This is a genomic window from Bradyrhizobium sp. CFUWI, assembly GCF_056429085.1.
This window is the reverse complement of the sequence record NZ_JBWJZE010000002.1, coordinates 394,153-420,297: the sequence shown is the minus strand read 5'-3', so window position 1 is coordinate 420,297 and position 26,145 is coordinate 394,153. Positions and strand designations below refer to the sequence as shown.

The following is a 26,145-nucleotide window of genomic DNA, read 5'->3' as shown; positions in this document are numbered from 1 at the left end:
ACAGGATGTCTCGTCTGATTGCTTATCGACGCGCGCCGGCGATCGCATAGCGCTTGCGCAGGAGCGCGACGCCTTGCGAGGCTGCCGAGCTGATCGCGAGGTAGACCACGACGATCACGAGGTACATCTCGACGAGACGGCCGTTGAGCTGCGCAAGCTTCGAGGCTGCGCCGAGCAGGTCGGTGAGCGAGAGCACGTAGACCAGCGAGGTGTCCTGGAACAGGATGATGGTCTGGCTCAGGATGATCGGGCTCGCGACCCGGAGCACCTGCGGCAGGATCACGCTGCGATAGGTCTCGAAAGTGGACAAGGCGAGCGCCTGGCACGCCTCGAACTGCCCGCGGTTCACGGCGCGCAGGCCGACGCGGATGATCTCCGAATAGTAGGCCGCCTCGAACAGGCCGAAGGTGATGAAGGCCGTCCAGGTGGCGCCGATCGGAACGGGGCCGCCGCTTCCGCTGAGGTGACCGAGCACGATCGGCACCAGGAAGAAGAACCAGAACAGGACGAGGATCAGCGGGATCGAGCGGATCAGGGCGATGTAGCCGCGCACGATCCTTGCGATCACCGGCACCTCGAAGTGCTGCAACAGCGCAAAGCAGGTGCCGAGGACCATGCCGACCACGAAAGCGACCGCGGTGAGCGCCAAGGAAAACAGCAATCCGGACCAGAGATAGGGCCAGGCCTGCAGAACGATCGAGAAATCGAGGCTGTTCATTTCGCGATCTCCATCCCCGCGGGCAATGAGCCGGCCTGTTGAACCTCCTCGGCGAGATTCGGTGCGATATCGTCCTCCGTCCGCGTCGTGCCGGGGATGCGCACCGCCCTGTCGATCAGCGCCATGCCCTGATAGGCAATCAGCGCCAGCGCGAGGTAGATCAGCGTTGCAGCGCCGAACGCCGTGAAGGTCTGGAACGTCGCTTCGCTGATCTGGCGCGCCTGGGCCGTGAGCTCCATCAGCCCGATCGTGAGGGCGACCGAGGTGTTCTTGTAGATGCCCATCACCTCGCTGGTGAGACTTGGCACGATCAAACGCAGCGCCTGCGGCACGATGATGTGGCGATAGGTCAGATACCCGCCCAGCCCCAGCGCACTCGCCGCCTCGGCCTGTCCTCTCGGCAGGGCCTCGATCCCCGCACGGACCTGCTCGGCGATCCGGGCTGCGGTGTAGAGCCCGAGGCAAATGAGCGCCGGAAAGAACGATCCCCAGGGCGGCGGAATCTGCTTGATCGCATTTCCGAGCGTCGTGGGAAGTATCTCCGGCAGGACGAAGTACCAGAGGAACATCTGCACCAGGACGGGGATGTTGCGGAAGATCTCCACATAGAGCCGCGCAAGCGCCGCGACAGCTCGGTTCTGCACGGTGCGGCCGATGCCGACGACGATCCCGAGGGCAAAGGCGATCCACCAGCCGAAGAAGGCCAGTGCCAAGGTCCAGCCGAGGCCCGACAACAGCCAGTCGATATAGCGCTGGCCATCCGCCGTCTGTTCAAAAAGCACTGCGAACATGGCCAACCTCGAAGCTCCGGATGCGAGAGAGGATCAGCGTGCCAATGAATCCCGGTTGAAACCCCGGTCCTTGTCTCCGGCTAGTCGACCGCGTCGCTGGGATGGGCGATCCGCTGCTGCAGTTCGTCCGTCAGCGGAAATGCGAGATTCTCGCCCTTGGGCGGAATCGCGCGGGTAAACCACTTGGCGTAAGTCTTTTCGAACTGGCCCGAGGCCATCTGCTTCGACAGGACGTCGTCGACGAGCGCCTTGAAGCCGGTATCGCCCTTCGTGAACATTAGGCCATAATAGATCTTGGCGTAGCCCTCGGGGAGAAAGATCAGCGCATCCGGCTTCGCAGCGGCGGCCTTGAGGCCGGCGAGCAGGATATCGTCCTCCATGAAGGCGGCCGCACGGCCGGTATTCAGCATCAGGAAGGATTCGGCGTGGTCTTTCGCCTGGACGATGTTGAAGCCCAGCTGCTCCTTGGCGTTGACGCCCTGCGCAAAACCGACCGCGTTGGAGCCCTGGGTCACGACGATGGTCTTGCCCTTGAGATCGCCCGCCGTCTTCAGGCCACTATCCGCCTTGACCAGCCAGCGCGGCTGGCTGACGAAAGTGGCGACCGAGAACGAGACCTGCTCCTGCCGCTTCCTGTCGTTCGCCGTGCCGCCGCACTCGATGTCGATGGTGCCGCTTTGAATGAGCGGGATCCGGTTGGACGAGTTCACCGGCGTGTATTTGACAGCGAGATTGGGCAGGTTCAGCTCCGTCTTGACCCTCTCGACGATCGCCGCGCAGAGATCCAGCGAGAAGCCGATCGGCTTTTGATCGGGACCGAGATAGGAGAACGGAATGGAAGCCTCGCGGTGACCGATGGTGATGGCCCCGCTCGACTTGATCCTGGCGAGCGTCGGACTGTCGGCCGCGATCGACGGTGCAGCAAAGGCGGCGGCGGCCGCGAGGCCGGACAGAACGCCCCAGACACGCGCAAAACCAGTCATGTGCATCTCCCCTCCAATAAAAAACAGTCTAGGCGGCCCTGGATGACGGCTTCACGCCGCGCCGCTTGATGACGTCGATCAGGCGATCGATGTCGGCGAACGAGTTGAACATTCCGAACGACACGCGAATGCCGTCGCGCTCCGGCGATACGCGAATGCCGTTCTGCTCGAAATGGCCGAGCCATTCGGCGGCAGGAAGCGCGATAACGTAGATGTGCGGCGCGCGGTGCCGCCGCTCGCGGGGACCGACGAGGCGCACGTCCAGCGCATCGAGGCCGGCGATGAGATGATCGCCGAGATCGAGACAATGGTTCTGAATGTTCTGCACGCCCAGGGCTTCGATCATGTCGAGCGAGGCGCCGAGCGCGTGGATCGCCGGAAGATTGAAGTTGCCGAGCTCGAAGCGGCGCGCGCTCGCGGCGGGCTCGAGCCCGTCGGGCCGGGCGATCAGATCGGCCGGGACCTCCGCAAGGCTGGCGGCGGCGAGATAGGCGGGCTCGAGCTCGGTCCTGGACTTGTCCCAGACCAGCAGGCCAAGCCCCTGCGGCACGAGCAGGCCCTTGTGGCTGCCCGATCCGATGAAGGTCGCGCGCATTGCCCTGGCATCGATCGGCACGACGCCGATCGCCTGCATCACGTCGACGATGAAATAGAGCCCCTTCTCCGCGCAGAGCGCGCCGATGCTTTCGACGTCGAAACGATGGCCGGCATGGAAGGTCACCTGCGACATCGAGATCGCCCGGGTCTTCTCGCCGAGATGCGGACGAAGGCTGTCCGCGTCCACGACTTCCGTCATCGGCGCAAAATCGACCGTCACGCCCTTGCGTCTCAGATTGAGGAAGGCATAGGCGTTGTTGGGATGATCGCCATGGATCATCAGCACCCTGTCGCCGGCGCGCAGGGGCAGCGCGTTGGCGGCGATGTTCATGCTTTCCGAGGTGTTCTTGGTGAAGGCGATCTCATCGGCCGTCACTCCGAGAAACCGCGCCAGCCTCGCGCGGGTCTGCTCGACACGGTCAAGCCACACGTTTTTCGGGCCGGCGGTCTCAAGGCCCTCGCGGAGGAAGAGATCGATCGCCGCCTTGACCGGCCGCGCCAGCGGCGTCTGGAAACCGGAGTCGAGATAGGTGATGCGCTCGACGGCCGGAAATTCCTTCCGCACGGCATCGACGTCGTAATGGCGAGACATCCCATTCTCCCGATCAGCGCACCCGGCGGGGCCGTGGACGGCACTGCACAAATCCCAATCACCTGTCGGCAACGCCAACGATATGGGCAACCCACTCAAGCGGTCTAGATTTATTTTCATATTTCAATAGTATTCATTCCGAAAAATGATAATTATGCCAATTCGCGCCGAGGGAAGAAAGAAGAATGCCTGAGATCAACGCCGATGGACCGCTCGACCGGGCATTCGCCATCGTTGGCCATGTCGCTGGCCAGGTCAGAGCCGTTTCGGTCGCGGAGATCGCCAGCGCACTGGCCCTCCCGCTGCCGACCGCGCATCGTCTGATCGGCAATCTCGAGCAGCGCGGGCTTCTGCAGAAGGCGTTGGGGACAAAGCGCTACGTGGTCGGCAATCAACTGGTCACGCTGTCGGCCAAGGTCATCGGCGCGGCCTTCCGCACCGCGCGCCGGCACGCCGTGCTGCGCGCCGTGGCGGCCGAGATCGGCGAGCAATGCGAGATCGGCGTCGTGCGGGACAACGTCGTTGCCTATGTCGACAGTGTCCGCGTGTCGCAGCCGCAGGGGCTGCAGTTCAATCCGGGCGAAGCGGCGCCGCTCCACTGCACCTCGACCGGCAAGATCTATATGAGCCGGCTTCCGGAGCGGGCGCGTGAGAAGCTGTGCCGCGCACTTGCGCTCACCAAGTACACGCAGACCACCATCGTCGATGTCGAAAACCTGATGAAGGTTCTCGACGAGACCCGCAAGCGCGGCTGGGCCAAGACCAATGAAGAATATGTGCGAGGGGTGGTCGGCTGCGCCGTGCCCATCCTGTCTCCGGACCGCGAACTGATCGCCTGCCTCGGCGTCTCCGTTCCCGTGGCCCGCGTGAGCTTCGCCGAGCTGGACCGTTTCATCGCGCCGCTTCAGAAAGCCGCCGCGCTGCTCTCGGAGACCATCCTCCAGGTTGACGAGGACGATGCGGACGATGGATCAGATCGTCTCTAGCTCCGCATCGCCCGCCGCGCACAGCAGCGCCAGTAGATTCAGCGTGATGCCGGGACGCAAGCCGACGCATCGTTTCGGCGCCAATACAGCAGCGTTCAGCTTTGATACGTCGGGCAAAGCACCGGCACCGGTCGAACTCTTACGCTGCAGCCGTCGGTGAGTTCTTCAGCCCGAGGGCCTCGCCCGCCGACCCCGTCAACCCCGTTGCCTCGATGCACAGCCTGACGGCCTCGCCGATGCTCGTCGCAACGAGGTCGGCTTTGGCGCTCTCCCGCAGCAATTCCAGCGCAGCCGCGTCAATGTCTTTGACCCAGCAGCCCAGAATGATGGTTGCCTTCGGCAATTTTCGCCTCAGACGCCGGACGGAATACCGCATGTGTGCCGCACTGCGGGCATCGAGATAGACCAGGCAGATCATCGCGACTCCCGTCGTGTCGAGGCGGAAGACATTCGTCGTGGAAAGCGATTCCGGCCCTTCGACTCGTGCCGCGAGGCCATGCTCCGTCGACAGCTGGGCCAGCATGATCGCGGCCGCCTCATCGATCAGGCTGCGCCCGGCCACGCAAAGGACGGGATGCTCACCCTGCCAATCCAGCGGGAGGGTTTCCCTGCGGAGATAAGGCAAGCGTTCATTGACCGCATTTTCTGCAACGGCTTCCACCGCCGACCATGCTTCGGCGTCGCTGGTTGAATTGCTCTTCGCCAGCGGCCGGTCGTCCTGATCGGAAAGGTCGCTGGTAAACTCGCTGACGGCGTCCCGGATCTTGGTAAGACGCTCCTGGTCAAGTGCATCGCGTTCGGCGTCGGCTTGCGCCAGCTGCAAACCCTTCAGGGCGACCTCGTCATAGTACGATGCCAGCGAACGCTCTTTCAGAAACTCTTCGGCTTTTTCGGCCGCTTCCGTCGGGTCCCCCGCCAGCATCCGTTGATAGAATATTTCCGGAGGAGAAAGCGCTGGCCGGTCGCCGAACATGACGTCGAGAAATTCCAGTCGCTCCACGTGCCGTCCGAGCACCACGAGGCAAACCGTCAAGGGAGTGGCGAGGACGAGCCCGATCGGGCCCCAAAGCGCCGTCCAGAACGTAGCCGATGCGACTACGGCAATGGGCGAAAGCCCCGTGCTGTGACCGTAAACCATCGGCTCGATGACATGGCCCACCAACGGTTCCACAACAAGAAATAGGGCGAGAGTCCAAAGCAGCATCGACCAGCCGGGATCGACGGCGACCGCCAGCGCCAACGGGAATGCGGCCGCGATAACGGCGCCGACATAGGGGACGAAGCGAAGCGCAGCCGCGAGGATACCCCAGAGAATCGCGCTTGGAATTCCGATGAACCACAGGCCGGTGCCGATCACCACGCCGAAACCGCCATTCAGGACGAGCTGGGTCAGAAACAGCCTGCTGAGCCGGCTCGCGGCATCGTCCAGTGCAGCCGTCGTACGCTGCAAATCCGACGAACCGGCGAGCCGAATAAAGCGATTACGAAGATCCTCGCGCTGAATGAGAATGAAGATAACGAAAATAATGATGATGCCGGTGGTCGCGAGCGGATGAACGAGTGGGGAAATCAAGGTCCGCAGGCTTTCCAACGCGCCGGGATCCGGCTGGCGTACTTCAACCGGCACCGGTGGCGCGAAGGCATTCGAGCCGGCGATCGTGCCGATCTTGGGCGCAGATGCGGCGTCTTTCGGCTTATCGAGCTCCTTGCCGAGATCCTTCAGCATATCGGAAGCACGCTCCAGCGTGCCCCGCCCCGCTCTGGTATCTCGAAACGACTGGATCTTTTCGCTGATCGTCGATTGGTAGCGAGGAAGGTCACCGGCGAGTTGCGTCAATTGCGCGGCGAGAAGGCTTCCTATGGCAAAAATAAGCATGAAGGCAGCGACCACCACGCTCACGACTGCCAGTCCCCGCGGGACATGGATACGCTGCAATATTCCGACCAGTGGCGCCAGCACGAAGCTGAGGAGAATAGCCAGCGCGACGGGCACGAAGATATCCCGGCCGAAATACAGCATCGCGATAATGATGACGCTGAGAATCGCTGTCGCCACTGCACCAAGCAGCGCCATCAGTTCCTCGGTGGTGCGTGGTTTGAAAGGCTGTCTCGCTACAGGCCTCATTTTCCGTCCCTGTCCCCGTCGTCCGCTGAGCGCATATTCATTTCAGCTGCAAGGGCGCAGGACGACACTGCATGGGACAGCCGCTCAGGGCACTCGTCCATACGGTCTTCATGAGCGGGGCCCTATTTGCGGCCGCGCCGTGGCACGCCAACCGGTCTGCCCTGAAAAGGTTCCTGACTGCGGGTCGTGATCACACGCACGCGGGGACTCTACACGCTGGTGTTTTCATGTTGGAGCGGGTGCGCTCACGATGGCCGCTTGCCGGAATGCCCTTTCCGCGCCCACACCAGCGCCAGTGGCCCCAGCGCAATGCCGGCCGCGAGCACGATGAACACCAGCAGCCAGCCGCTCGCGCTCTGCGGACCGCCGGCGATGTCGAGCGCGACGCCGGTTCCCCAGGCGCCGAGCGCCGACAAGCCGAAGCCGACCGTCGAATGCAGGGCCAGGGTCGCGCCGCGATGCTCGGAGGTGGCCGCCGCCGACATGCCCGCGGTCAACGCACCTGAATCAGCGGGCACGGTCAGGCCGTAGATCATCAGCAGCAGCGCGAGCAGCCATGCCGGGGCCGTTGCGTTGAGGCCGATCGCCAGCGCGACGCAAGCCGACGCGATCATCACGACCGTGATGGCGCGATGCCGTCCGAATTTCAGGGCGGCCTCGTTGCCGAGGATGCTGGCGGGCATCGAGATCACCGCGAAGCAGAAGCTCATCAGCACCGGCGTCATCCAGGACGGCCCACCCTGATGCGCAACGACGAAAGTCCAGAACCCGACCAGCCAGGTGCGAATGCCGTAGAGCTCGAAGCAGTGGGCGCCGTAACCGAGGATGTAGCCGAGCGCCTCGCGATTGGCGAGGACGGGTGCGAAGTTGAGAAGACGCCCGGACTTCGGCGCCGGCCGCCGTCCCTCGATCAGGAGGCACGCGAGCACCATCGCGATGGGGCCGACGCCGGTGACGTAGAACGCGGTCCGCCACCCCCAGCGATCGGCGAGGATCTGCGCAACCAGGAACGACAGGCCGACGCCGACCGAGAAGCTCGAAGTGTACAGCGTCACCGCCCGCGAGGTGTCGCCGGCGGGCAACCGATCCGTCAGCGCCTTCAGCCCCGGCATATAGGCGCCGGCGAAGCCCAATCCTGCGAGCGACCAGATGATGGTGCCCGACCAGAACCCCTCGGCGAAGAAGCCGAAGGCGGCGGTCGCAAGCCCGCTGACGATGGAGCCGCAGAGTAGCACGATCCGCGCGTCGATGCGATCGGTCAGCGTCGTCAGCACCGGGACGGCCAGCATGTAGCCGAACGCATAGCCGCTCGCCATCAACCCGCCTTCGGCGGCGGACAGCCCCCATGCCGGCATCAGATGCTGCGCCAGATTCGCTGACAGCGTCACGTGCGGCAGCAGATTGCCGAGCTGGCCGATGCACATCGCCGCAATCAGCGGTCCCCCGCTCAGGCTCCGAATGCTCTCCTCCCGTCGGTCCTATCTCGTCTGGTCAGCACGCAGCATCAGCAGTGCGAAAAATGCGGAGATCGAGGCCAGCGCGCTGATCCATAGCGCGCCGCTGCCAAAATGCTCCACCATCACGCCGAGTGCGAGTGGCGCGAGCGCGCCGGTGGCTCGCGAAGGCAGCGAGATCATGCCGACCCGCCTGCCGAATCCTGACGGGCCGAACAGTGCCAGCGGAAGCGTACCGCGGGCAATGGTGATGATGCCGTTGCCTGCGCCATACAGCACCGTGAAAGTTGATGCGAGGAAGGGACCGCCCATGACCAGTGCGATCACACCGATCGGATTCATGAGCATGGCCAGCCTTGCCGACAGCAGCGGATGAAACCGGCCGAGCCATCCTGCTTCCAGTAGGCGGGCGCCAACCTGGGCCGGCCCCACCAATGCTCCTGCAATCAGGGCCTGTGCCGGCGTTGCGCCGAACGCAACCAGCATGGCCGGCAGGATTGCCGAGACACCCGAGCTGACGAAGCTTGCCGCCGCGAACATGTAAGCCAACAGCACCATCGCGAAGGTCTCGCTCTGCCGTCCGGATCCCCGGCTAGCGCCTGGATCCGGCCGATGCGGCTGGTCTAGTGGAATGGCGCGCGGCAGCGACAGATTGAGCGGGAGCGCAAGGCCAAGATGAATCACCGCCCAGACCTGGCAGGCCACGCGCCAGTCGTATTGCGAAGCGAGCCAGGTCGTAAGCGGCCACCCGAGGGTGCTGGCGAAACCGGCAATCAGGGTAATTCCGGTAATCGTTCGTCGCGCATTGCTGCCATAAATGCGCGCAAGCGTCGCAAAGGCCGCCTCATACAGGCCCATGCCCATGGCAATACCGAGCAATATCCAGGATGCGATCAGCACCACCACGCCATGCGCCACCGAAAGGAGGAGCAGGCCTGCCACAAAAACGAGATTCGAAACGGCAAGCAGGCCGCGCCCTCCGAACGTATCGATAGCGTGCCCGACGCGCGGGCCGAGCAGCCCGGAGATGACGAGCGCGGCCGACAGCGCACCGAACACGTGTGTCGGCACAAGACCGAGATCGTTAGCAATTGGCGCCGCGAGGATGGCCGGAAGATAGTAGCTCGATGCCCACGCAATGGTCTGCGCGGTTCCGAGCGCGAGAACAACAGCGAGCGGCCGCGCAGTCCCGGCCGCAGCGAGGCTGCTCATCAGCAGCCGCACCCGGCGCGGCCTGCCTTCCTGGCTTTTTCGTCGGCGGCGCAGCAGGCTGACGTCTCCTCCTGCGCCGGACCGCCACAGCATCCCACCGCACTTGCGGACTCCACCCCGCCGCGCGTGCAGACGCCGGTCTCCGGCAGCACGAGCTCGACCCGAGCGGCAGCCTTCTTGTCGCCGGCAATGTCGGCCGCGATGGAGCGCACCTGCTCGTATCCGGTCATCATCAGGAAGGTCGGCGCGCGGCCGTAGGACTTCATGCCGGCGAGATAGAAGCCCGGCTCGTCGTGCGCGAGCTCGCGCGCGCCGTGCGGACGGACCGTGCCGCAGCTGTGCTCGTTGGGATCGATCAGCGGCGCGAGCGCGACAGGCGCCTCGATGGCCGGGTCGAGCCGCAGCCGCAGCTCGGACAGGAACGACAGATCGGGGCGAAAGCCGGTGGCGACGACGAGCTCATCCGCCACCACGCTGCGCGCACCGCAGCCGCCGCCAGCCGAAATCCTGAGACGGCCTTCGGACTCCGAGAGGTGAGTGACACCGAATTGGCTCTCCACCCTGATCTTGCCGGCGGTCACGAGTGCGGCAAAGGCGGAGCCCAGTTCGCCGCGCGCGGCCAGCTTGTCGTTGCGGCCGCCGCCGAAAGCCTTGGCCGGATCGGCGCCGCGCAACAACCAGATCGCTTGCGTGCCCGGCACCTCTCCAGCGAGCTGCGCGAGATCGATCAGCGTACCGACGGCGGAATGGCCGGCACCGAGCACGGCGACGATCTTGCCGGCATATCTGGCGCGATCTGTGCCCCGCACGTCCGGCATGCCATAGGCGATGCGGTCGGCGCGCTCGCGCTCGCCAATCGCGGGCAAGCCGTTGCTGCCGGCGGGGTTGGGGGAGAACCACGTGCCCGAGACATCGATAACGGCATCGGCGCGCAGCACCTCGGGACCCCTGCCGTTCTGATAGCGGATCTCGAACGGCGCCCGGTCCCTGCCCTTCGTTGTTGCCTTGTCGAAACCGGCGCGGCTGATCGCCGTGACCCGGCTCGACGTGCGGATCGTCTCGCGCAGCGGCGTGCGCGTTGCGAGCGGCGTCAGATAGCGGTCGATCAGCTCGCCGCCGGTCGGATAGGACTGCGGGTCCGGCGAATTCCATCCCGTCGGCGCGAGCAGGCGCGCCGACGCCTTGTCGATATTGTATTCCCACGGCGAGAACAGCTGGACATGCTGCCACTGGCGGATCGCGTGCGCGGCTTCAGGTCCGGCCTCGAGCACGATGGGCGACATGCCGCGTTCAAGCACATGTGCGGCGGCAGCGAGGCCGACCGGCCCTGCCCCGATGATGGCGACCGTCTTGGCGTTCATTCCAGCTTCTCCCATCTTTCTAGAATCATCGAATAAGTTCGCAAGAAAATCACGCCGCGGTTTGCGCTGCCTTGCATCCGGCTTCGTCGGCGCAGCATTCCGCCGCCAGGAAGGCGAGGAGGCCGCGCATCGCGTCAAAGTTCGCGTGGCAGATCAGCGTGGTCGATTCCCTGACCTGGCTGACGAGTCCGACCGCAACCAGCGTCTTGATGTGATGCGACAGCGTCGAGGCCGGGATCTTCAGCTTCTCCTGCAGGCGGCCGACGGGCATGCCCGCGTGCCCGGCCCGGACCAGGGCCCGGTAGATCTGGAGCCGGGTTTGATTGCCCAGGGCCTCCAAGCGTGCTGCTGCGTCGGCGATCTTCATGACGATCATGCTGCACTTGTTCGCACGCCCCGTCAAACCATATTTCTAGAATATTCGAATTATACAGGCGACAAGATTCCCAGGTTGACTCGGCCCGATAATTCCATAAATCTGGATATATGGAAAATGAAGAAGCCGTCCTCGCCCTCGCCGCGCTGGCCCAGCCGACCCGCCTGGAGGCGTTCCGGACGCTGGTGAAGCACGAGCCCGACGGCCTTGCCGCCGGCGACCTCGCCCGCCTGCTGGAGGTTCCGCAGAACACGCTGTCGGCGCATCTGGCGATCCTGAGCCGGGCGCGGCTCGTCTCCTCCGAGCGGCACAGCCGCTCGATCGTCTACCGCGCCAATCTCGGCGAATTCCGCGACATCGCGGTGTTCCTGTTGCGCGATTGTTGCGGCGGACGTCCCGAGGTCTGCAATCCCGTCGTCGAAACCCTGCAATCCTGCTGCTCGCCGAAACGGAAGGAGCGAAGCCGTGCCTGACCAGATCTACAATGTCCTGTTTCTATGCACCGGCAATTCGGCGCGATCCATCCTGGCCGAGTCGATCCTTCGCAAAGACGGCGCCGGCCGCTTTCGGGCCTTCTCCGCCGGCAGCACGCCGAAAGGCGCAGTGCATCCGCTGGCGCTGCGCACGCTTGAGACCCTGGAGTACCCGACCGACGGAATGCGCTCGAAGAGCTGGCTCGAGTTTGCCGCGCCCGATGCGCCGGTGATGGATTTCGTCTTCACCGTTTGCGACAACGCCGCCGGCGAGTCCTGCCCGATCTGGCCGGGCCAGCCGATGACAGCGCACTGGGGCATCGAGGACCCTGCCGCCGCCGAAGGCACGGATCTGGAGAAGCAGGCGGCGTTCGTCACCGCGTTCCGCTATCTGAGGAACCGGATTGATACGTTCGTGAGCCTTCCGCTGCGGAAAATCGACAACCTCTCGCTCGGCACCAAGCTGCGTGAGATCGGCCGCGCAGACGGCGCGACGCATCCGACGCCGAAGGCCGGCTGATGGAGAAGTTCGATCTTTCGCGGCGGCTTGCCGCCGAAGCGCTCGGCACCGGCATTCTCGTCACCACGGTCGTCGGGTCCGGCATCATGGCGGAAACGCTGACCAAGGATGTTGCTCTTGCGCTGCTCTGCAATACCTTGCCGACCGGTGCCATTCTGGTGGTGCTGATCACCATGCTCGGTCCGATCTCCGGCGCGCATTTCAATCCGGCGGTCACGCTGGTTTTCGCCGGCAAGCGCGAGCTGCCGGCGACCGAGGCCGCGTTCTACGTGGTCGCGCAGGTCGCCGGCGGCATCGCGGGAACCCTGGCCGCGCATTTGATGTTCGGACTGCCCCTGCTCGAGCTCTCGACGAAGGTCCGAACCGGAGGGCCGCAATGGTTCGCCGAGGCCGTCGCCGCCTTCGGGCTGGTGGCGACGATCCTGGCCGGCATCCGGTTTCAGCGGAATGCGGTGCCCTGGCTGGTGGGCCTTTACATCACGGCGGCCTATTGGTTCACGGCTTCCACGTCGTTCGCCAATCCGGCGGTGGCGATTGCGCGATCACTGACGAACACCTTTGCGGGCATCCGCCCCACCGACCTGCCCGGCTTCATCCTGGCCGAGCTTTGTGGAGCGCTTGTCGGCATGCTGCTGATGAACTGGCTGCTGGGACGCGGCGAGGCGCGCGGTCCAGTTCCAATTGCGGAGACAAGTCGATGAGCGTCACGATCTATCATAACCCCGCCTGCGGCACCTCGCGCAACACGCTGGCGATGATCCGGCAGAGCGGCGTCGAGCCCGTCGTGATCGAGTATCTGAAGACGCCGCCCTCGCGCGAGACGCTCAAGCAGCTGATCGAGAAAATGGGGGTGCCGGTCCGTGCGCTGCTGCGCGAGAAGGGAACACCGTACAAGGAGCTCGGCCTCGACGATGCCAAATGGTCCGACGACGAGCTGATCGATCAGATGCTCGCACATCCCATCCTCATCAACCGTCCGATCGTGGTGACGCCGAAGGGCGCGCGCCTGTGCCGCCCCTCGGAAGCGGTCGTCGATCTCCTGGATCATCCGGTCGGCCGCTTCGTCAAGGAAGACGGCGAAGTGATCGAGGCGCGATAGACTGGCTTCGATGGCAGCAGCTGTCACGCGACAGTAGGACGCAAGCGCAAAACCGATTGCGCCGTTGATGCCGCAAATCTCGAGAGCTATCGATCGGCAACGTCAATACGCGATCGGGAGAGACGCATGAGCACCATCAAAGGCGGCTGTCACTGCGGCGCAATCCGCTACGAGGTCGAGGGCGACGCGATCGTGCATGCGCTGTGCCATTGCCGCGATTGCCGGCTCCATGCCGGCGCTCCGGTCGTCGGCTGGACGATGTATCCGGAGAGCGCCGTCAAGGTGACCAAGGGCGAGCCCAGGATCTACAGCTCGTCGGAACACGGTCGGCGGCATTTTTGCGGCAATTGCGGCACCGGCCTGTTCTACTTCAATGCCAGCCTGGTGCCCGGAATGATCGACATCCAGAGCGCGACCTACGACGATCCCGAGGCCGTGCCGCCCATGATGCACATTCAGGTCGCCGAGCGCCTGCGCTGGATGGAGCACGCGCACGAACTGCCGACCTTCGAGCGCTATCCGCCGCAACCGTAACGGCGGAGGATGACACCGGCTCTTTTGGCGTCATCCAGGGCAGGTATGACTCGTGGCGGCGCCTGCGCGCACGCCTCGTCCTTCGAGACGGCGCTGACGCGCCTCCTCAGGATGAGGCTCAACGGCGTCAGTGCCCGTTGAAGCTGCTGCCGCGCACTCCGCCCTCATCCTGAGGAGCCCGGCTAAAGCGGGCGTCTCGAAGGATGGCCGCAGAGAAAAGCTCTCATATGCGATAGCCCTGGTCATCGGAGGATTGGCAACGTTCGGCTCGTGCATCAGTTCATCGATGGTGGCGCAGCATCGCCGGACGCGTACCCGCGCAGCTCGCCATATCCAGCTCAACCGATCACCTGCGAGCCGATAAAGCGCATGAATGGCCTTTGACCATCGGCACCGAACAGCACGACCGTGTAAGGCTCCGGCTTGCCGCCTTCCATCCCGGGCGATCCGACCGGCATGCCCGGCACAGCGAGCCCTTTCGCAATGGGGCGCTCCGAGAGGAGGCGCCGCACGGCTGCGGCCGGCACATGTCCCTCGATGAGATAACCTGCGACCTCCGCCGTGTGACACGCGGCCAGGTCCGAGGGGATGCCGAGACGATTCCGAACCACGTCGAGATCGGCGGTCTCCTCCACCTGGACGACAAATCCTGCGTCCCGGAGATGCTGCACCCAGCCCGCGCAACAGCCGCAGCTCGGATCCCTATGCACCGTGATGGTGGCTTCTTGGGCCTGCGCCGCAACGGCAGGCCTGGCCAGCACTGCCGCCACTGCCGCCGCCATCAGCCCTGCAAGTGACCGACGGGTCATCACATGTCCGCGTTCCCTCATCTTCGGATTCCTTTCTTCATCGCTGGATCTCAAGGCCGGAGCGTCGCAGGCATCAACGGGGGCTCGCCTGGCCCTCGTACATAAACGTCATGGGCTTCAGCCCGTTCATATAGCCGGTGCGCATCTCGTCGATGCGAAAGCCGTTGCGAGTCAAGACGTCAGCGATGTCCCGGTTGAGATGACAACCGCCCGAGATGCGCATCCATGCGGGGGTCAGGCGATCTTGCCACCAGCGCACGTTCGGTTCGGGCGCGCGGCCATGCTCGACGAAGATCAGCTTCCCTCCCGGTTTCAGCACCCGCCGCGCCTCTGTCATCGCGCGATCGACGTCCGGAATGCTGCACATGGTCCAGGTCGTCAGGACCGTGTCGATGCTGCGGTCCTCGATCGGCATAGCCTCGGCCGAAGCTTCAACGAGATCGACCGGAGTCTCCAGATGCGGCGCGTGTCGCGCCATCTCGAGAAGCCTTGGAGCGGGCTCGAGACCCACAAGCTGCGTCACCGTAGCTCCGTAGAACGGCAGGTTGCGGCCGGACCCGACGCCGATCTCGAGGACCCGGCCCTGGGCCGCGCGGGCCGCGCGTTGCCGGTAGGGCGCAAGTTCCTTATTCCGCATCGCAAGGTCGCAAAGCCGTGGCAGAATGACGTCGTTGTAGAAGCCCATGCGCGCATCTCCTGGCATCGCCACTCGGCGGTCTTACTGATCTCTTCAGGTGCGGCAAAGATCACGTCCGCACGTTCGCCTCATGCCAGCGCCGTCCCCAATATTAGCGCGATGACGACCAATGCGGTGATCAATTCCATCGGCCCAACGTCTCTGACAGCCGTTCGACATGACTGACCTCATTCGGCGGACTGCAGCACCCGCAATCTCGGACTGATCGGCTTTGTCATTTCGGTCGGTTGTCCCTTGTCCTCGGCCTCGGGCGGCAGGTGGAAGCCCTTCACCAGGCCGAAGATCGCGGGGATCACGATCAGCGTCAGCAGCGTCGATGAGATCATCCCGCCGATCATCGGCAGCGCGATGCGTTGCATGATCTCCGATCCGGTTCCGGTGCTCCACATGATCGGCAGCAGGCCCGCCATGATGGCGACCACGGTCATCATCTTGGGCCGGACGCGCTCGACCGCGCCCACCATGATGGCGTCGTGGAGATCGGCCCGGGTGAAGACCCTGCCCTCGGTGTCGCGCCTCGCCTTCATCTCGGCCAGCGCGTGATCGAGGTAGATCAGCATCACGACGCCGGTCTCGGCGGCGACGCCGGCGAGCGCGATGAAGCCGACCGCGACGGCGACGGACAGGTTGAAGCCGAACCACCACATCATCCAGATGCCGCCGACCAGCGCGAACGGCAACGACAGCATCACGATCAGCGTCTCGGTCAGCGCCTTGAAATTCAGGAACAGCAGCAGGAAGATGATCGTCAGCGTCACGGGCACGACGATCTTGAGGCGCGCTGCCGCGCGCTGGAGATATTCGTACTGGCCGCTCCAGACCACATAGGTGCCGGCGGGAAACTGGATGCTCTCCGTCACCGCGCGTTGCGCATCCGCGACGTAGCTGCCGATGTCGCGATCGCGGATGTCGACATAGATGTAGGTCGCGAGCTGGCCGTTCTCGGTCCGGATCGATGTCGGCCCGCGCGCCGGCTCGACCTTGGCGACCTCGCCGAGCGGGACGGCGCCGCCTGCCGGCATCGGCACCAGGATGTCGCTGGCGATCGCCTTGGGATTGTCGCGCAGGTCGCGCGGGTAGCGCATGTTCACCGTGAAGCGCTGCCGGCCCTCCACGGTCGTCGTCACCGTCTGGCCGCCGAGCGCGGCGGCGATGGTGTCCTGGACGTCCTGGATCAAAATGCCGTAGCGCGCGAGCGCCTCGCGGTCCGGGACGATCTCCAGATAATATCCGCCGATGCCGCGCTCGGCATAGGCCGAGGAGGTGCCCGGCACGGTCTTGATCACGCGTTCGACCTGCCGCGCCAGCCGGTCGATCTCGACGAGGTCGGTGCCCATGACCTTGACGCCGACAGGGGTGCGGATGCCGGTCGAGAGCATGTCGATGCGCGCCTTGATCGGCATGGTCCAGGCGTTGGAGACGCCGGGAAATTGCAGCGCCTTGTCCATCTCCGCGATCAGACTGTCGACGGTGACGCCGGGGCGCCATTGCTCCTTCGGCTTCAAGTTGACGATGGTCTCGAACATCTCGGTCGGCGCCGGGTCGGTCGCGGTCGCCGCCCGCCCCGCCTTGCCGTAGACGGAGGAGACCTCGGGGAACGACTTGATGATGCGGTCCTGAATCTGCATCAGCTCGGCCGCCTTGGTCACGGAGATGCCGGGCAGCGTCGTCGGCATGTAGAGCAGCGTGCCCTCGTTCAGCGTCGGCATGAACTCGGTGCCGAGCTGGCGGGCCGGCCAGATGGTGACGGCGAGCACGACGAGCGAGGCCAGGATCACCAGCGTCTTGGCGCGAAGCACGCCCTTGATCACGGGGCGGTAGATCCAGATCAGGAAACGGTTGATGACGTTGCGGCCTTCCGGCACGATTCGGCCGCGGACGAAGATCACCATCAGCGCCGGCACCAGGGTGACGGACAGGAGGGCCGCAGCGGCCATCGCGAACGTCTTGGTGAAGGCGAGCGGGCTGAACAGCCGCCCTTCCTGCGATTCCAGCGTGAAGATCGGCATGAAGGACACGGTGATGATCAGCAGGCTGAAGAACAGCGCAGGGCCGACCTCAGAGGCCGCGTCGATCAGGATCTGGACGCGCGACTGATCGGGCTTGGCGCGTTCGAGGTGCTTGTGGGCGTTCTCGATCATGACGATCGCGGCATCCACCATGGCGCCGATCGCGATCGCGATGCCGCCCAGGCTCATGATGTTCGAGCCGAGGCCGAGCAGCTTCATGGCGCCGAACGCCATCAGCACGCCGACCGGCAGCATCAGGATCGCGACCAGCGCGCTGCGGACGTGGAGCAGGAACACGATGCAGACCAGCGCGACGATGATGCTCTCCTCGAACAGCGTGTGCTTGAGCGTGTCGATGGCCGCGTAGATCAGGCTGGAGCGGTCGTAGACCGGGACGATCTCGACCGATTTCGGCAGGCTGCTCGCGATCTCCTTGAAGCGCCTTTTGACGTTCTCGATGACGTCGAGGGCGTTGACGCCGAAGCGCTGCAGCACGATGCCGCTTGCGACCTCGCCCTCGCCATTCAGCTCGGTGATGCCCCTGCGCTCGTCCGGTCCGAGCTCGACATTGGCGACGTCGCGGAGCACCACCGGCGTGCCGTTGCTCGTCTTCAGCACGATGTTGCCGAGATCGTTGATGCTCTTGATGTAGCCCTTGCCGCGGATGACGTATTCGAACTCTGCGAGCTCGACGGTGCGCCCGCCGACGTCGGCGTTGCTGGCGCGGATGGCTTCACGGATCTTCTGCATGCTGATGCCGCGATCGCGCATCCGCTGCGGATCGAGCACCACGTTGTACTGCTTGACGAAGCCGCCGATGCTGGCGACCTCGGCGACGCCCTCGGCCTTGGCCAGCGCGAACTTCAGATTCCAGTCCTGGATCGTGCGGGTGTCCGCGAGATTCAATTCCTTCGACAGGACCGCATACTGGTAGACCCAGCCGACGCCGGTCGCATCGGGACCGATGGTCGGGCTGACGCCGGCGGGAAGCCGCGACGCGGCGCCGTTCAAGAATTCCAGGACGCGCGAGCGCGCCCAGTAGATGTCGGTGCCGTCCTCGAAGATCACGTAGACGAACGACACGCCGAAGAACGAGAAGCCGCGCACGACCTTCGATTTCGGCACGGTCAGCATCGCCGTGGTCAAGGGATAGGTGACCTGGTCCTCGATCACCTGCGGCGCCTGGCCGGGATATTCGGTGTAGACGATCACCTGGGTGTCCGAGAGGTCCGGGATCGCATCCAGCGGCAGATGGATCAGCGCATAGAGACCGGCCGCGGCTGCAAAGCCGGCGCCGAACAGCACCAGCAGCAGGTTGCGCGCCGACCAGGCGATGATGCGGGCGATCATTTGTGCTCCCCCGTCGCATGGCCAGGTGGGGAAGCCTGAGGCGCCGCCTCGGCAAAGCCCTTGAGCGCGGCCTTCAGATTGCTCTCCGCGTCGATCAGGAAGTTGGCGGATGTGACCACCGCCTCGCCATCCGCAAGTCCCTCCCGCACCTCGATGTAGCCGCCGCCGCGCCGGCCGAGCTTCACCTCACGCGGCTCGAAGCGCCCCTCGCCCTTGTCGACGAGGACGGCCTGGCGCGTGCCGGTGTCGAGCACCGAGCTGTCCTGGATCGCCAGCACGGGCGCGCCGTCGGCCGTGTCGATGTCGGCATCGACGTACATGTCCGGCAGCAGCGCCGCGTCTGGATTGGCGAGCTCGATCCGGACGCGAACCGTCCTCGTCTCGCGGTTCACCTGCGGATAGACCACGGCGATCCTGCCGCTGAAGATACGGCCGGGAAAGCTCCGCGCGCGCACCGCCACGGACTGCCCCACCGCGATATTGCCGAGATCGCGCTCGGCGACGTCGACCAGGGCCCAGACCAGCGAGATATCCGCGATCCTGAACAGCACGTCGCCGGGATTGGCGCGCATGCCTTCGATCGCGCTGCGTTCGAGCACGATGCCGTCGCGCGGCGCCGACCAATGGATGGTGACGGGCGCGACGCGCGTCTTCTCCATCTCGGCGATGACAGGCTCGGGGACGTCGAGATTGACCAGCCGTTGCCGCGAGCCGCGGCCGTACATCTCGACGCCGCCCACCGTCTTCGAGGTGATGGTCGCGAGATATTCCGCCGCGGCGGAGGCGACCGCCGAACTGTAGATCTCCATCAGGGGCTGGCCCGCCTTCACGCGCGTGCCGGTGGTGACGTCGGCGACCTTCTGCACGAAACTCTCGGCGCGCATCGCGATCACCGAGACGCGACGCTCGTCGAGCTGGATCGTGCCGGGCGCCTTGACCGCGACGCGGATCGCGCGCCGTTCGACCGGCTCGGATTTCACGCCGGTGCGCTGGATCTTGCCCGGCGAAAGCTTCACCGTGCCGTCGTCGACCTCGTCGCCTTCGTAGACGGGAATATAGTTCATCCCCATCGGATCCTTCTTCGGCACCGGCGAGGTGTCGGGCAGGCCCATGGGATTGCGGTAGTAAAGGATCTTTCGCGATGACGACGCCTGCGCCGGCTTCGGGGCCGTCGCGGCAGCCTGATCGTCGTCATAGACCGGCAGATAGTCCCGGCCGCGGTCGTCCTTCCTCGGAGCGGCAGACCAGAGCGGCGCGTCGCCCGGGTCGCGGTAATAGAGCGGAGCCCGGTTCGCCTGGGGCGCAGCCGGGGTCGCCTCGGCATGAGCGGACCAGCTCCCCTCGTTCGAGAACCAGTACGCGCCTGAGGCGATGCCGCCGCCGAGCGCGAGAATCGTCAGGAGACGCAGCGTCTTCATGGTGTGTCTTCGCGCGCCGGGCGCGCGTCCATCTGAGTGGAACGGAGAAGTCCGGACGCCGCGGGCGGCGTCCGCACGCTCACTTGGTCGCCGTGACGATCACCTTGCCGGTGACGGTCTCGGGCTCGCCCTGCACCTTGGCCGACAGCGTGACCTGGTAACGGCCGGCCATCGGCAGATCGGTCTTGAAGGCGTAGACGCCCGGCTCCTTCGACGGCAGCGGCGCCACGGCCGATTCCATCTCGGCCATCCCGTCCGGGGCCATGTCGACGCGGGTCTTGAAGATGACGGCGTCCGCCACCGGCTTGCCGGTCTGCTTGTTGGTCAGGCGAACCGAGAGCGTGACATCGTCGCCCTTCTTCATCTGCGCGTTGACGGGCTCGAAGGCGTAGTCGCCGGCGCCCGCCATGGCGGCGGAAGCGGCAAGCGAAAGGGTGGCGGCGAGAGCCGCTGTGCTGAATTTGGAAAGCATTGTCCTGTCCTCATGATCTGATCTTTCGCCGTGGCGCATGGCGCACACGTCAGTCGTCGACGCGCGCAGGCAATGCCGCTCGCGTCTTGGGGCTGGGCGAGATCAGATTCGAGGAGGCCGGAAGGGAGGACTGCCGCCGCGGACGGAGACGACCTGGTCCTCAGGGATGGCGATCGTGCTCGCCGCGACGGCGAAATGGCCGAAGGCGACGGGCCTGACGTCATCGAGCGCAACGAGCCCGCTGACGCAGCAGAAGCCCATCCCGCATTCGTAGTCGCCGGTCTGGGACGGCGTTCCCTTCATGTCGGGACAGCAATCGTCCATCGCCATCTCGGCGTCGCCGCCCATCTGCATCGCCATCTGCATGTCGTCCGACGACATGGCAAGGCTGGATGCGGACACGCCAGCCGGCAGCATCGCCAGCGACATGGCGATGGCGAATGCCAGGATGGTACGGACGAACCGCATCAAGATCGACTTTACCTTTCGGGCCGCAACGCCTCCTTTCTAACATATCCCGGAGCCGGCGGCGCTTGTTGATCCGGATCAAGCATGCGTGACCAGGGGTCGGCTGTCCAGTTCGCAAGCGGATTCTCGCAGTGCCGCGGCCGCTAAATGCCCTCCACGGCGGCAGCGCTCGCAGTCGCGGGCCCGGACCGCGCGCCGGGGTGAGAGGCCGGACTATCCCAGCAGACCCTTCAGGCCGGCATAGATGGAGCCGACGGCGGTCGCGGCGACGCCGGCCAGCGGGCCGACGGTCTGCATCAGGTCCTGGATCAAGCGGGCGCGGCGGCGCAGTTGCTCCTCGCCGACGTGCTGCCCGAGCAGGCGCGCCACGCGGAAGGCGAACGCGTTCGGCTTGCCGCCCTGGGTCAGCACGCGCGGCAGCACCTGGAAGATCACGACGCTGAGGATGTTTCCGGAGACGAAGGCAAGCAGGATGCTGGCGCCATATTCGAACACTTCGCGCCATTCGATCCAGGCTTCCGGCAGGATCGGAACATGATCGTGAATTCCCGTGACCGTCAGCATCGACAGGACGCTGACGGCTGCCGAAAGGAACGCCAGCACCAAGGCCGTCAAGGCCGAAACCCGGTGCAGCGGGTAGGCCGCGAATCCGAACAGCAGCGGTATGACGATGGACGCGATCCGAAGCGGGATCGGCGACAGGTTGAAAGTGATGGTCACGAGCACGTGCGCGATCACCAGAAGAAGGGACGGTATCGCGACGTAGAGAACCGCATGCGTGGTGAAATAGCGCAGCGGATTCCTGTACCGTTCGAGCCGGACATTGATCCGGTCGAGATCACGCCTGAGCCTGTCCAGATCGGCGACGATCTCTTCGATCTCGAGCAGGGTCGGCCGCACCACGCGCAGGTCGCGCGAGCAGTGCTTGCACGCAATGGCTTCGTCCTTGATCGTCTCGGCGCAGAACGGACATTCCATCGCTAACGCGAATGCCTCCGCCTCATGAAGGCCTCGGCCTCGTCTCTGGCCCGTTTCAGCTCGTCGCGGAGCTCTTGGCGCTTGCGCAGGAGATCGTCACGCTCCGCAATCAGCGTCGCGGGAACGGCGATGTCGCGCCCGCAGGACGCGCAGACAAGCGCCCCCTCCCCGATCCCCGCCTGGCAATAGGGACACCTCACTTGGGTGCGACCTTGAGCGTAAAGACGGTCGTGCCCGAACGGCCATCACTGTCCTTGATATCGACGCGCACCATGTATTCGCCGGGCGGCACCTCCGCATCCTGCATGTTGATGCCGTCCGCCTTCACGAAGGGCTTGACCCGCGGGGTGAGGTCCACGTTCGGCGTCCGGAGGAAGATCATCTTGACCGATGCCGGATCGATCTTTGCCCCGCCATAGGACTGGAATTTCAAGACCAGCGGCAGAGGTGAACTCGCGGAATCGCCCGGCGAGACGAACTCGACCTTGGGACCGCGCATGATGCCGCGTTGCTCCACGGCCACCGCGCCTTTCGGAGGCGGCAGCTTGGCTTCCTCCTCCGTGATCAATGGCGTGGCACGCGATGGTCCCGAGAACAACAGACCTGCGGCAACAACGCCCAGCAAGACATTCCGCTTCATTTCCGTACACCCCTTCCCCCGTTCGTCAACGCAGACCGCCATCGCCGATGATCGTGTACGGCGCCCAGAACAGCGGATGCGCATAGGCAAACTCGGTCTTGCCCTCGCTGCTGAGATAGCCGGGGCCATCGACGAGGGCCATCGCCGCCTGGCGCAGCGCCTCGCTGCGCGACAGTTTCGGATCGTCGGCCTGCCGCTTGAACAGATCCGTCACCAATTGCCGCGCCGATTGCGAATGCACCGACCAGTTCGTCACCAGCAGCGCACGCGTGCCGGCGTAGAAGAACGCGCGCCCGAGTCCGGATGCCGCCTCGGCCCCTGCGCCGGCGCCCGCGCCTGTGTTGCAGGCCGACAGGATCACCCAGTCCGCATCGAGCTTGAGGCCGAGGATTTCCTCCATGGTCAGGAGGCCGTCGCCGCCTTCGCCCGTCACCGCCGGCGAGGACAAAGCGAGCGCCGGCTGCGTGAGCCCGTTCAGCTCGCCGGGGACGAGACCGTGGGTGGCAAAGGCCAGGATCTTGAAGCCGGACAGAGTCATGGTCTTCACCGCGCTCTCGGTGGCGTTCTTGCCGAGGAACAGCACCTTCGAGGGATCGGCCTGCAGCGCCAGCGCGATCGATTTCAGCTCGTCCGCGGTATCGGGAAGCCGGGGCAGCAAACCGAGCTCGGCGCTGTCGACGCCGTCCAGCTTCGGACTGTTGCGCCGCTTCAGCGGGCCACCGCGCGTGACATTGCCGCCGGCGTCGGCGACCTGGATCTTCTCCCCGGCGCCGTCCGCCTCGGCCTGCTGATCCCTGTTGAAATAGGGATCGCCGAAGGCGACGAGGTCGCCGCGGCCGGGCTTGCCCGGCGGCAATTGCCGGAGCGTGCGCAACGCCGCCGCGGACGGTACCGTCGACACCGCATGGGTTCGCGCCAGCCACGGCACGTTGCGATAGCCGACAAAGAGCGGGTCCTCGTCGGCGGCCACCTGTGCCGGTGCCGTGGGCAACAGGGACAGCGGCAGCAGCCCGAGCGCGCCATTGGTCACGACGATGAGGTTCTTGGCCGGCTTCCATCCGCTCTCGACGGGTCTGAGCAGAAGATCGTAGAGCTCGTAGCCGAGTGCGAGGTCGAAGGGCGGAATGTCCGAGATCATCGCCGCCTGCGGCTCGAGGGCTTCGCGCAGCTTGCGGATCTTGCTCTCGATGTCGCCGATCTTGGCAGGCACGGCGGCGAACGCCACCGGTCCCGACTTCGGCACCGCCCAGACGAAGCTGCCGTTCTGGCCGAAATAGAACGACAGCATGGCCTCGTTATCGGCCAGAATGGCGCGGATCTCGGCGACACTCGGCGGCCTGGGCGAGACGAGATCGGCGTAGATCGGGAACTTCTGCTTGATCTCCTGGCGCGCCTTGTCGCGCTGCCCGCGCAACGCTGTGATCGAGGCCTGGATCTGCGCAACGCCCTTCTCGTCCCGTTCCGCCGAGGGCAGCGCGAGCACATTGTTGAGCGTGCCGAGCTGGGCGTTGACCTGCTTGGTCAGATCCTGCTCCTTGCGCACGAGCTCGGCGAGCGCGGGATCCTTGGCCGCCGCACGCGCACTCGACGCCGCCAGCGCCTGCTGGACCGAACGGCCACGAATGGCGTCGGCGAGGCTGAACGTCTCCTCGCCGATATCCTTGCCGGTGCCTTCGGCCCTGGCAAGCAGCATCAAATAGCTCTCGACGATGGTCTGCAGCCGCTGGCTGCGCGCGGCGACCACCGTCGTATTCTCGTCATCGGCGTTTTCGTTGGCGCCCGCCATCATGATCGGAATGGCGGCCTTGTACTCGCGGATCGCCTCGGCATCGCGCCTTGCGCGCATCAGGCCGACGGCCAGGGTGCCGCGCGCTGCCGCGGCGTCGAAATGATTTTCTCCGACCCGCGCGATCTGCTTCTTGACGAGCTGCTCGGCGGCGGCAATGCCCGCGTCGAGTTGCCCGGAGCTGTACAGCGACATGATGCGAGATGGATTGAGCTCGAACACCTGGCGGCGCTGTGGTTCCCAATTGGCGATCGCTCGGTCGATGCGCCCGAACAGCTCGTTTGCTTCGGCATTCTTGCGCTCGAGCGTCAGGATGCCGGCGAGCTGCGCCAGCAACTGCACCGTCGAATGGGAATCGTCCGGCACGCCGACGGTCCTGTTGATCTCCAGGGCGACACGGCCCAATTGCTCGGCTTCCTCGTAGCGGCCCTGCTCGACCAGAATTCCGCCGAGTCCCATCACGTAGCGCGGCGTCACCGGATTGTACTTGCCGGTATCCTTCAGGCGCGAGAGCAGCGCGCGGCGTGCGTCGACCTCGGCTTCGGCCAGCCGGCCCTGCCGCGCCTTCATGCGAGCCTGGCTGAGCACGAGGTTGTCGATTGCCTGCAGCATGACGGTCTCCGCCGGGGGATTGTCGGAGTCCATCACGCCCTTCATGCCCGCCCGCTTGCGCTGCTCGGCCACGCGATAGGCGGCCTCGGCCTCCGCGAACTGCCCGCGCGCTTCGAAGATCAGGGCCCGTGTGGCTTCGAGCTCCCCTTCCCAGTTCTGTCCCAGGCGCGCGTAGGAAGCACGCCAGCCCGGATGACCGCTGGTGCGCGCTTCCTGGATCACGGCCTGGGTGCGGCGCAGATAGGCTTCTGCCTGGGCGACATCGCCCATCTGGATGAGGTTGGCGGCGATGGACCTGTTGGCGCTCAATTGATAGCCCTTGGCCCCCGGCTGGGTGGCCGTCTCACGCAACAGGCGCTGGATGACCTCGAGCGATCGTTTTGGATCACCGGCTGCGGCGTATTGCATCGAGAGAAGCTGCTGCAGGCGGCCCATCATGTTGGCCTCGACCGCACCACGGCCGATCTCGACGGCTTTGCTGGCGTCGGCGATGGATTCGGCGAGCCGGCCGAGCTGCGCGCGCGCATTGGCGCGGTCGAAATGGAACTGCGCGAGATCCGCGCGGGATTCCTTTCCGGTCGGTGTCGAATCCGCGTCCGCCTTCAGCTCCGCGAGCAGTTTCGAGTCGGGCTTTTCGCTGTCGAGGATCGCGGTGATGTCGGCGATGGTGCGGGGCGGCGCGACGAAATCCTTCGGCAGCGCCGTGCCGGGTTCGAGCTTGGGTGCCGCTTCCTTGGGAAGCTCGACTGCGACGTTGGCGCGGCCATTGGCGGCATTCAGCGTCGCCATCACACAGGCCCTGACCTGAGGCGATGCCTTGGCGCGGCAGGCTTCGAGATTGGCGCCTCCGCCTGCGCGCATGCAGGCCTGCACGATCGGCTTGCCGACGCTCATCCGGCAATTCTCGATCGCCGCCTCCTTGGTCAGCGCGGCGGCCGAGCCGGCCGATCCGAGCAGAATGGCAAGTGCCAGCAGGTGGCGCGGGGAAACATCCAGACGGCTCTTGAAAGGATGCGCTGCGTCTAAGCTCATCTCGAAGAACCTTGGGATAAATGACTTTGAAGAAACGAGACAATCCTATCCCT

Annotated in this window: 24 protein-coding genes; 6 read left to right on the top strand and 18 right to left on the bottom strand. The window is 65.1% G+C overall.

Features of this window, described 5'->3' with window-relative positions; all coding sequences use genetic code 11:
- Positions 1-22: 22 nt before the first annotated feature.
- The 4 genes from AC066S_RS05735 to AC066S_RS05720 all read right to left on the bottom strand — a co-directional run bounded on the left by AC066S_RS05735 (position 23) and on the right by AC066S_RS05720 (position 3,681).
- Positions 23-718, bottom strand: coding sequence for an amino acid ABC transporter permease (locus AC066S_RS05735; protein ID WP_126256184.1), 696 nt, complete (start codon positions 716-718; stop codon positions 23-25).
- Positions 715-1,509, bottom strand: coding sequence for an amino acid ABC transporter permease (locus AC066S_RS05730; RefSeq protein ID WP_135164206.1), 795 nt, complete (start codon positions 1,507-1,509; stop codon positions 715-717). The genes AC066S_RS05735 and AC066S_RS05730 overlap by 4 nt, the downstream gene beginning before the upstream one ends.
- Before the next feature lie 80 nt (positions 1,510-1,589).
- Positions 1,590-2,498 (bottom strand): amino acid ABC transporter substrate-binding protein, encoded by a 909-nt coding sequence (locus AC066S_RS05725; RefSeq protein ID WP_135164207.1) that lies wholly within the window; start codon positions 2,496-2,498, stop codon positions 1,590-1,592.
- A 22-nt stretch (positions 2,499-2,520) separates the two neighbouring features.
- Positions 2,521-3,681, bottom strand: coding sequence for an aminotransferase class V-fold PLP-dependent enzyme (locus tag AC066S_RS05720; protein WP_478269136.1), 1,161 nt, complete (start codon positions 3,679-3,681; stop codon positions 2,521-2,523).
- Positions 3,682-3,866: 185 nt separating this feature from the next.
- Here AC066S_RS05720 and AC066S_RS05715 point away from each other — a divergent pair, with 185 nt between their 5' ends.
- Entirely contained in the window at positions 3,867-4,667 is an 801-nt protein-coding gene (locus AC066S_RS05715; protein WP_478269135.1) for an IclR family transcriptional regulator, read from the top strand.
- Positions 4,668-4,806: 139 nt separating this feature from the next.
- Here AC066S_RS05715 and AC066S_RS05710 read toward each other — a convergent pair whose 3' ends face one another.
- From AC066S_RS05710 to AC066S_RS05690, 5 genes are all read right to left on the bottom strand, one after another.
- Positions 4,807-6,741, bottom strand: coding sequence for an AI-2E family transporter (locus AC066S_RS05710; protein ID WP_126256189.1), 1,935 nt, complete (start codon positions 6,739-6,741; stop codon positions 4,807-4,809).
- Between the two features lie 296 nt (positions 6,742-7,037).
- A complete protein-coding gene (locus AC066S_RS05705; protein ID WP_478269134.1) occupies positions 7,038-8,216 on the bottom strand; it encodes an MFS transporter in 1,179 nt (392 codons plus the stop codon).
- 54 nt (positions 8,217-8,270) lie between these two features.
- Positions 8,271-9,458 (bottom strand): MFS transporter, encoded by a 1,188-nt coding sequence (locus tag AC066S_RS05700; protein ID WP_478269133.1) that lies wholly within the window; start codon positions 9,456-9,458, stop codon positions 8,271-8,273.
- Positions 9,458-10,819, bottom strand: coding sequence for an NAD(P)-binding domain-containing protein (locus tag AC066S_RS05695; RefSeq protein WP_478269132.1), 1,362 nt, complete (start codon positions 10,817-10,819; stop codon positions 9,458-9,460). The genes AC066S_RS05700 and AC066S_RS05695 overlap by 1 nt, the downstream gene beginning before the upstream one ends.
- 49 nt (positions 10,820-10,868) lie before the next feature.
- A complete protein-coding gene (locus AC066S_RS05690; protein ID WP_135168474.1) occupies positions 10,869-11,186 on the bottom strand; it encodes an ArsR/SmtB family transcription factor in 318 nt (105 codons plus the stop codon).
- A 119-nt stretch (positions 11,187-11,305) separates the two neighbouring features.
- On the opposite strand from AC066S_RS05690, the gene AC066S_RS05685 reads away from it, so the two are divergent.
- The 5 genes from AC066S_RS05685 to AC066S_RS05665 all read left to right on the top strand — a co-directional run bounded on the left by AC066S_RS05685 (position 11,306) and on the right by AC066S_RS05665 (position 13,821).
- Positions 11,306-11,668 carry an ArsR/SmtB family transcription factor gene (locus AC066S_RS05685; RefSeq protein ID WP_478269131.1) on the top strand — a complete coding sequence of 121 codons (363 nt, stop codon included), beginning with the start codon at positions 11,306-11,308 and terminating at the stop codon, positions 11,666-11,668.
- Positions 11,661-12,188 carry an arsenate reductase ArsC gene (locus AC066S_RS05680; RefSeq protein ID WP_135168117.1) on the top strand — a complete coding sequence of 176 codons (528 nt, stop codon included), beginning with the start codon at positions 11,661-11,663 and terminating at the stop codon, positions 12,186-12,188. Before AC066S_RS05685 ends, AC066S_RS05680 begins: the two co-directional genes overlap by 8 nt.
- Positions 12,188-12,889 carry an aquaporin gene (locus tag AC066S_RS05675; protein ID WP_135168116.1) on the top strand — a complete coding sequence of 234 codons (702 nt, stop codon included), beginning with the start codon at positions 12,188-12,190 and terminating at the stop codon, positions 12,887-12,889. The genes AC066S_RS05680 and AC066S_RS05675 overlap by 1 nt, the downstream gene beginning before the upstream one ends.
- A complete protein-coding gene (arsC, locus tag AC066S_RS05670) occupies positions 12,886-13,287 on the top strand; it encodes an arsenate reductase (glutaredoxin) (protein ID WP_126256195.1) in 402 nt (133 codons plus the stop codon). Before AC066S_RS05675 ends, arsC begins: the two co-directional genes overlap by 4 nt.
- Positions 13,288-13,413: 126 nt before the next feature.
- Positions 13,414-13,821, top strand: coding sequence for a GFA family protein (locus AC066S_RS05665; protein WP_478269130.1), 408 nt, complete (start codon positions 13,414-13,416; stop codon positions 13,819-13,821).
- Between the two features lie 338 nt (positions 13,822-14,159).
- On the opposite strand, the gene AC066S_RS05660 is transcribed toward AC066S_RS05665, so the two are convergent.
- From AC066S_RS05660 to AC066S_RS05620, 9 genes are all read right to left on the bottom strand, one after another.
- The gene (locus AC066S_RS05660) at positions 14,160-14,630 is read right to left on the bottom strand and encodes a DUF411 domain-containing protein (protein WP_478269129.1); all 471 of its coding nucleotides are present in this window, start codon (positions 14,628-14,630) and stop codon (positions 14,160-14,162) included.
- 73 nt (positions 14,631-14,703) lie between these two features.
- Positions 14,704-15,315: a class I SAM-dependent methyltransferase gene (locus AC066S_RS05655; protein WP_126256198.1), complete on the bottom strand. Its 612-nt coding sequence runs from the start codon at positions 15,313-15,315 to the stop codon at positions 14,704-14,706.
- 179 nt (positions 15,316-15,494) lie between these two features.
- Positions 15,495-18,686 (bottom strand): efflux RND transporter permease subunit, encoded by a 3,192-nt coding sequence (locus AC066S_RS05650; RefSeq protein ID WP_478269128.1) that lies wholly within the window; start codon positions 18,684-18,686, stop codon positions 15,495-15,497.
- Positions 18,683-20,104 (bottom strand): efflux RND transporter periplasmic adaptor subunit, encoded by a 1,422-nt coding sequence (locus AC066S_RS05645; protein WP_478269127.1) that lies wholly within the window; start codon positions 20,102-20,104, stop codon positions 18,683-18,685. The genes AC066S_RS05650 and AC066S_RS05645 overlap by 4 nt, the downstream gene beginning before the upstream one ends.
- A 79-nt stretch (positions 20,105-20,183) precedes the next feature.
- Positions 20,184-20,576, bottom strand: a complete 393-nt coding sequence (locus AC066S_RS05640; RefSeq protein ID WP_126256201.1) for a FixH family protein — start codon at positions 20,574-20,576, stop codon at positions 20,184-20,186.
- Between the two features lie 102 nt (positions 20,577-20,678).
- Positions 20,679-21,044 (bottom strand): hypothetical protein, encoded by a 366-nt coding sequence (locus AC066S_RS05635; RefSeq protein WP_478269322.1) that lies wholly within the window; start codon positions 21,042-21,044, stop codon positions 20,679-20,681.
- Between the two features lie 213 nt (positions 21,045-21,257).
- A complete protein-coding gene (locus AC066S_RS05630) occupies positions 21,258-22,022 on the bottom strand; it encodes a hypothetical protein (RefSeq protein WP_478269126.1) in 765 nt (254 codons plus the stop codon).
- Between the two features lie 196 nt (positions 22,023-22,218).
- Positions 22,219-22,662, bottom strand: coding sequence for a hypothetical protein (locus tag AC066S_RS05625; protein ID WP_135168107.1), 444 nt, complete (start codon positions 22,660-22,662; stop codon positions 22,219-22,221).
- 25 nt (positions 22,663-22,687) lie between these two features.
- Positions 22,688-26,092, bottom strand: a complete 3,405-nt coding sequence (locus tag AC066S_RS05620) for a CHAT domain-containing protein (protein ID WP_478269125.1) — start codon at positions 26,090-26,092, stop codon at positions 22,688-22,690.
- Between the last annotated feature and the right edge of the window lie 53 nt (positions 26,093-26,145).

Bases quoted from the DNA above. Each gene is read 5' to 3' on its own strand.
- AC066S_RS05700 (WP_478269133.1), bottom strand. From the start codon at position 9,458: ATGAGCAGCCTCGCTGCGGCCGGGACTGCGCGGCCGCTCGCTGTTGTT.
- AC066S_RS05650 (WP_478269128.1), bottom strand. From the start codon at position 18,686: ATGATCGCCCGCATCATCGCCTGGTCGGCGCGCAACCTGCTGCTGGTG.
- AC066S_RS05635 (WP_478269322.1), bottom strand. From the start codon at position 21,044: ATGCGGTTCGTCCGTACCATCCTGGCATTCGCCATCGCCATGTCGCTG.
- AC066S_RS05730 (WP_135164206.1), bottom strand. From the start codon at position 1,509: ATGTTCGCAGTGCTTTTTGAACAGACGGCGGATGGCCAGCGCTATATC.
- AC066S_RS05660 (WP_478269129.1), bottom strand. From the start codon at position 14,630: ATGACCCGTCGGTCACTTGCAGGGCTGATGGCGGCGGCAGTGGCGGCA.
- arsC (WP_126256195.1), top strand. From the start codon at position 12,886: ATGAGCGTCACGATCTATCATAACCCCGCCTGCGGCACCTCGCGCAAC.
- AC066S_RS05720 (WP_478269136.1), bottom strand. From the start codon at position 3,681: ATGTCTCGCCATTACGACGTCGATGCCGTGCGGAAGGAATTTCCGGCC.
- AC066S_RS05735 (WP_126256184.1), bottom strand. From the start codon at position 718: ATGAACAGCCTCGATTTCTCGATCGTTCTGCAGGCCTGGCCCTATCTC.
- AC066S_RS05695 (WP_478269132.1), bottom strand. From the start codon at position 10,819: ATGAACGCCAAGACGGTCGCCATCATCGGGGCAGGGCCGGTCGGCCTC.
- AC066S_RS05705 (WP_478269134.1), bottom strand. From the start codon at position 8,216: ATGTGCATCGGCCAGCTCGGCAATCTGCTGCCGCACGTGACGCTGTCA.
- AC066S_RS05630 (WP_478269126.1), bottom strand. From the start codon at position 22,022: ATGGAATGTCCGTTCTGCGCCGAGACGATCAAGGACGAAGCCATTGCG.
- AC066S_RS05645 (WP_478269127.1), bottom strand. From the start codon at position 20,104: ATGAAGACGCTGCGTCTCCTGACGATTCTCGCGCTCGGCGGCGGCATC.
- AC066S_RS05715 (WP_478269135.1), top strand. From the start codon at position 3,867: ATGCCTGAGATCAACGCCGATGGACCGCTCGACCGGGCATTCGCCATC.
- AC066S_RS05685 (WP_478269131.1), top strand. From the start codon at position 11,306: ATGGAAAATGAAGAAGCCGTCCTCGCCCTCGCCGCGCTGGCCCAGCCG.
- AC066S_RS05725 (WP_135164207.1), bottom strand. From the start codon at position 2,498: ATGCACATGACTGGTTTTGCGCGTGTCTGGGGCGTTCTGTCCGGCCTC.
- AC066S_RS05710 (WP_126256189.1), bottom strand. From the start codon at position 6,741: ATGGCGCTGCTTGGTGCAGTGGCGACAGCGATTCTCAGCGTCATCATT.
- AC066S_RS05620 (WP_478269125.1), bottom strand. From the start codon at position 26,092: ATGAGCTTAGACGCAGCGCATCCTTTCAAGAGCCGTCTGGATGTTTCC.
- AC066S_RS05625 (WP_135168107.1), bottom strand. From the start codon at position 22,662: ATGAAGCGGAATGTCTTGCTGGGCGTTGTTGCCGCAGGTCTGTTGTTC.
- AC066S_RS05640 (WP_126256201.1), bottom strand. From the start codon at position 20,576: ATGCTTTCCAAATTCAGCACAGCGGCTCTCGCCGCCACCCTTTCGCTT.
- AC066S_RS05665 (WP_478269130.1), top strand. From the start codon at position 13,414: ATGAGCACCATCAAAGGCGGCTGTCACTGCGGCGCAATCCGCTACGAG.
- AC066S_RS05655 (WP_126256198.1), bottom strand. From the start codon at position 15,315: ATGGGCTTCTACAACGACGTCATTCTGCCACGGCTTTGCGACCTTGCG.
- AC066S_RS05690 (WP_135168474.1), bottom strand. From the start codon at position 11,186: ATGAAGATCGCCGACGCAGCAGCACGCTTGGAGGCCCTGGGCAATCAA.
- AC066S_RS05675 (WP_135168116.1), top strand. From the start codon at position 12,188: ATGGAGAAGTTCGATCTTTCGCGGCGGCTTGCCGCCGAAGCGCTCGGC.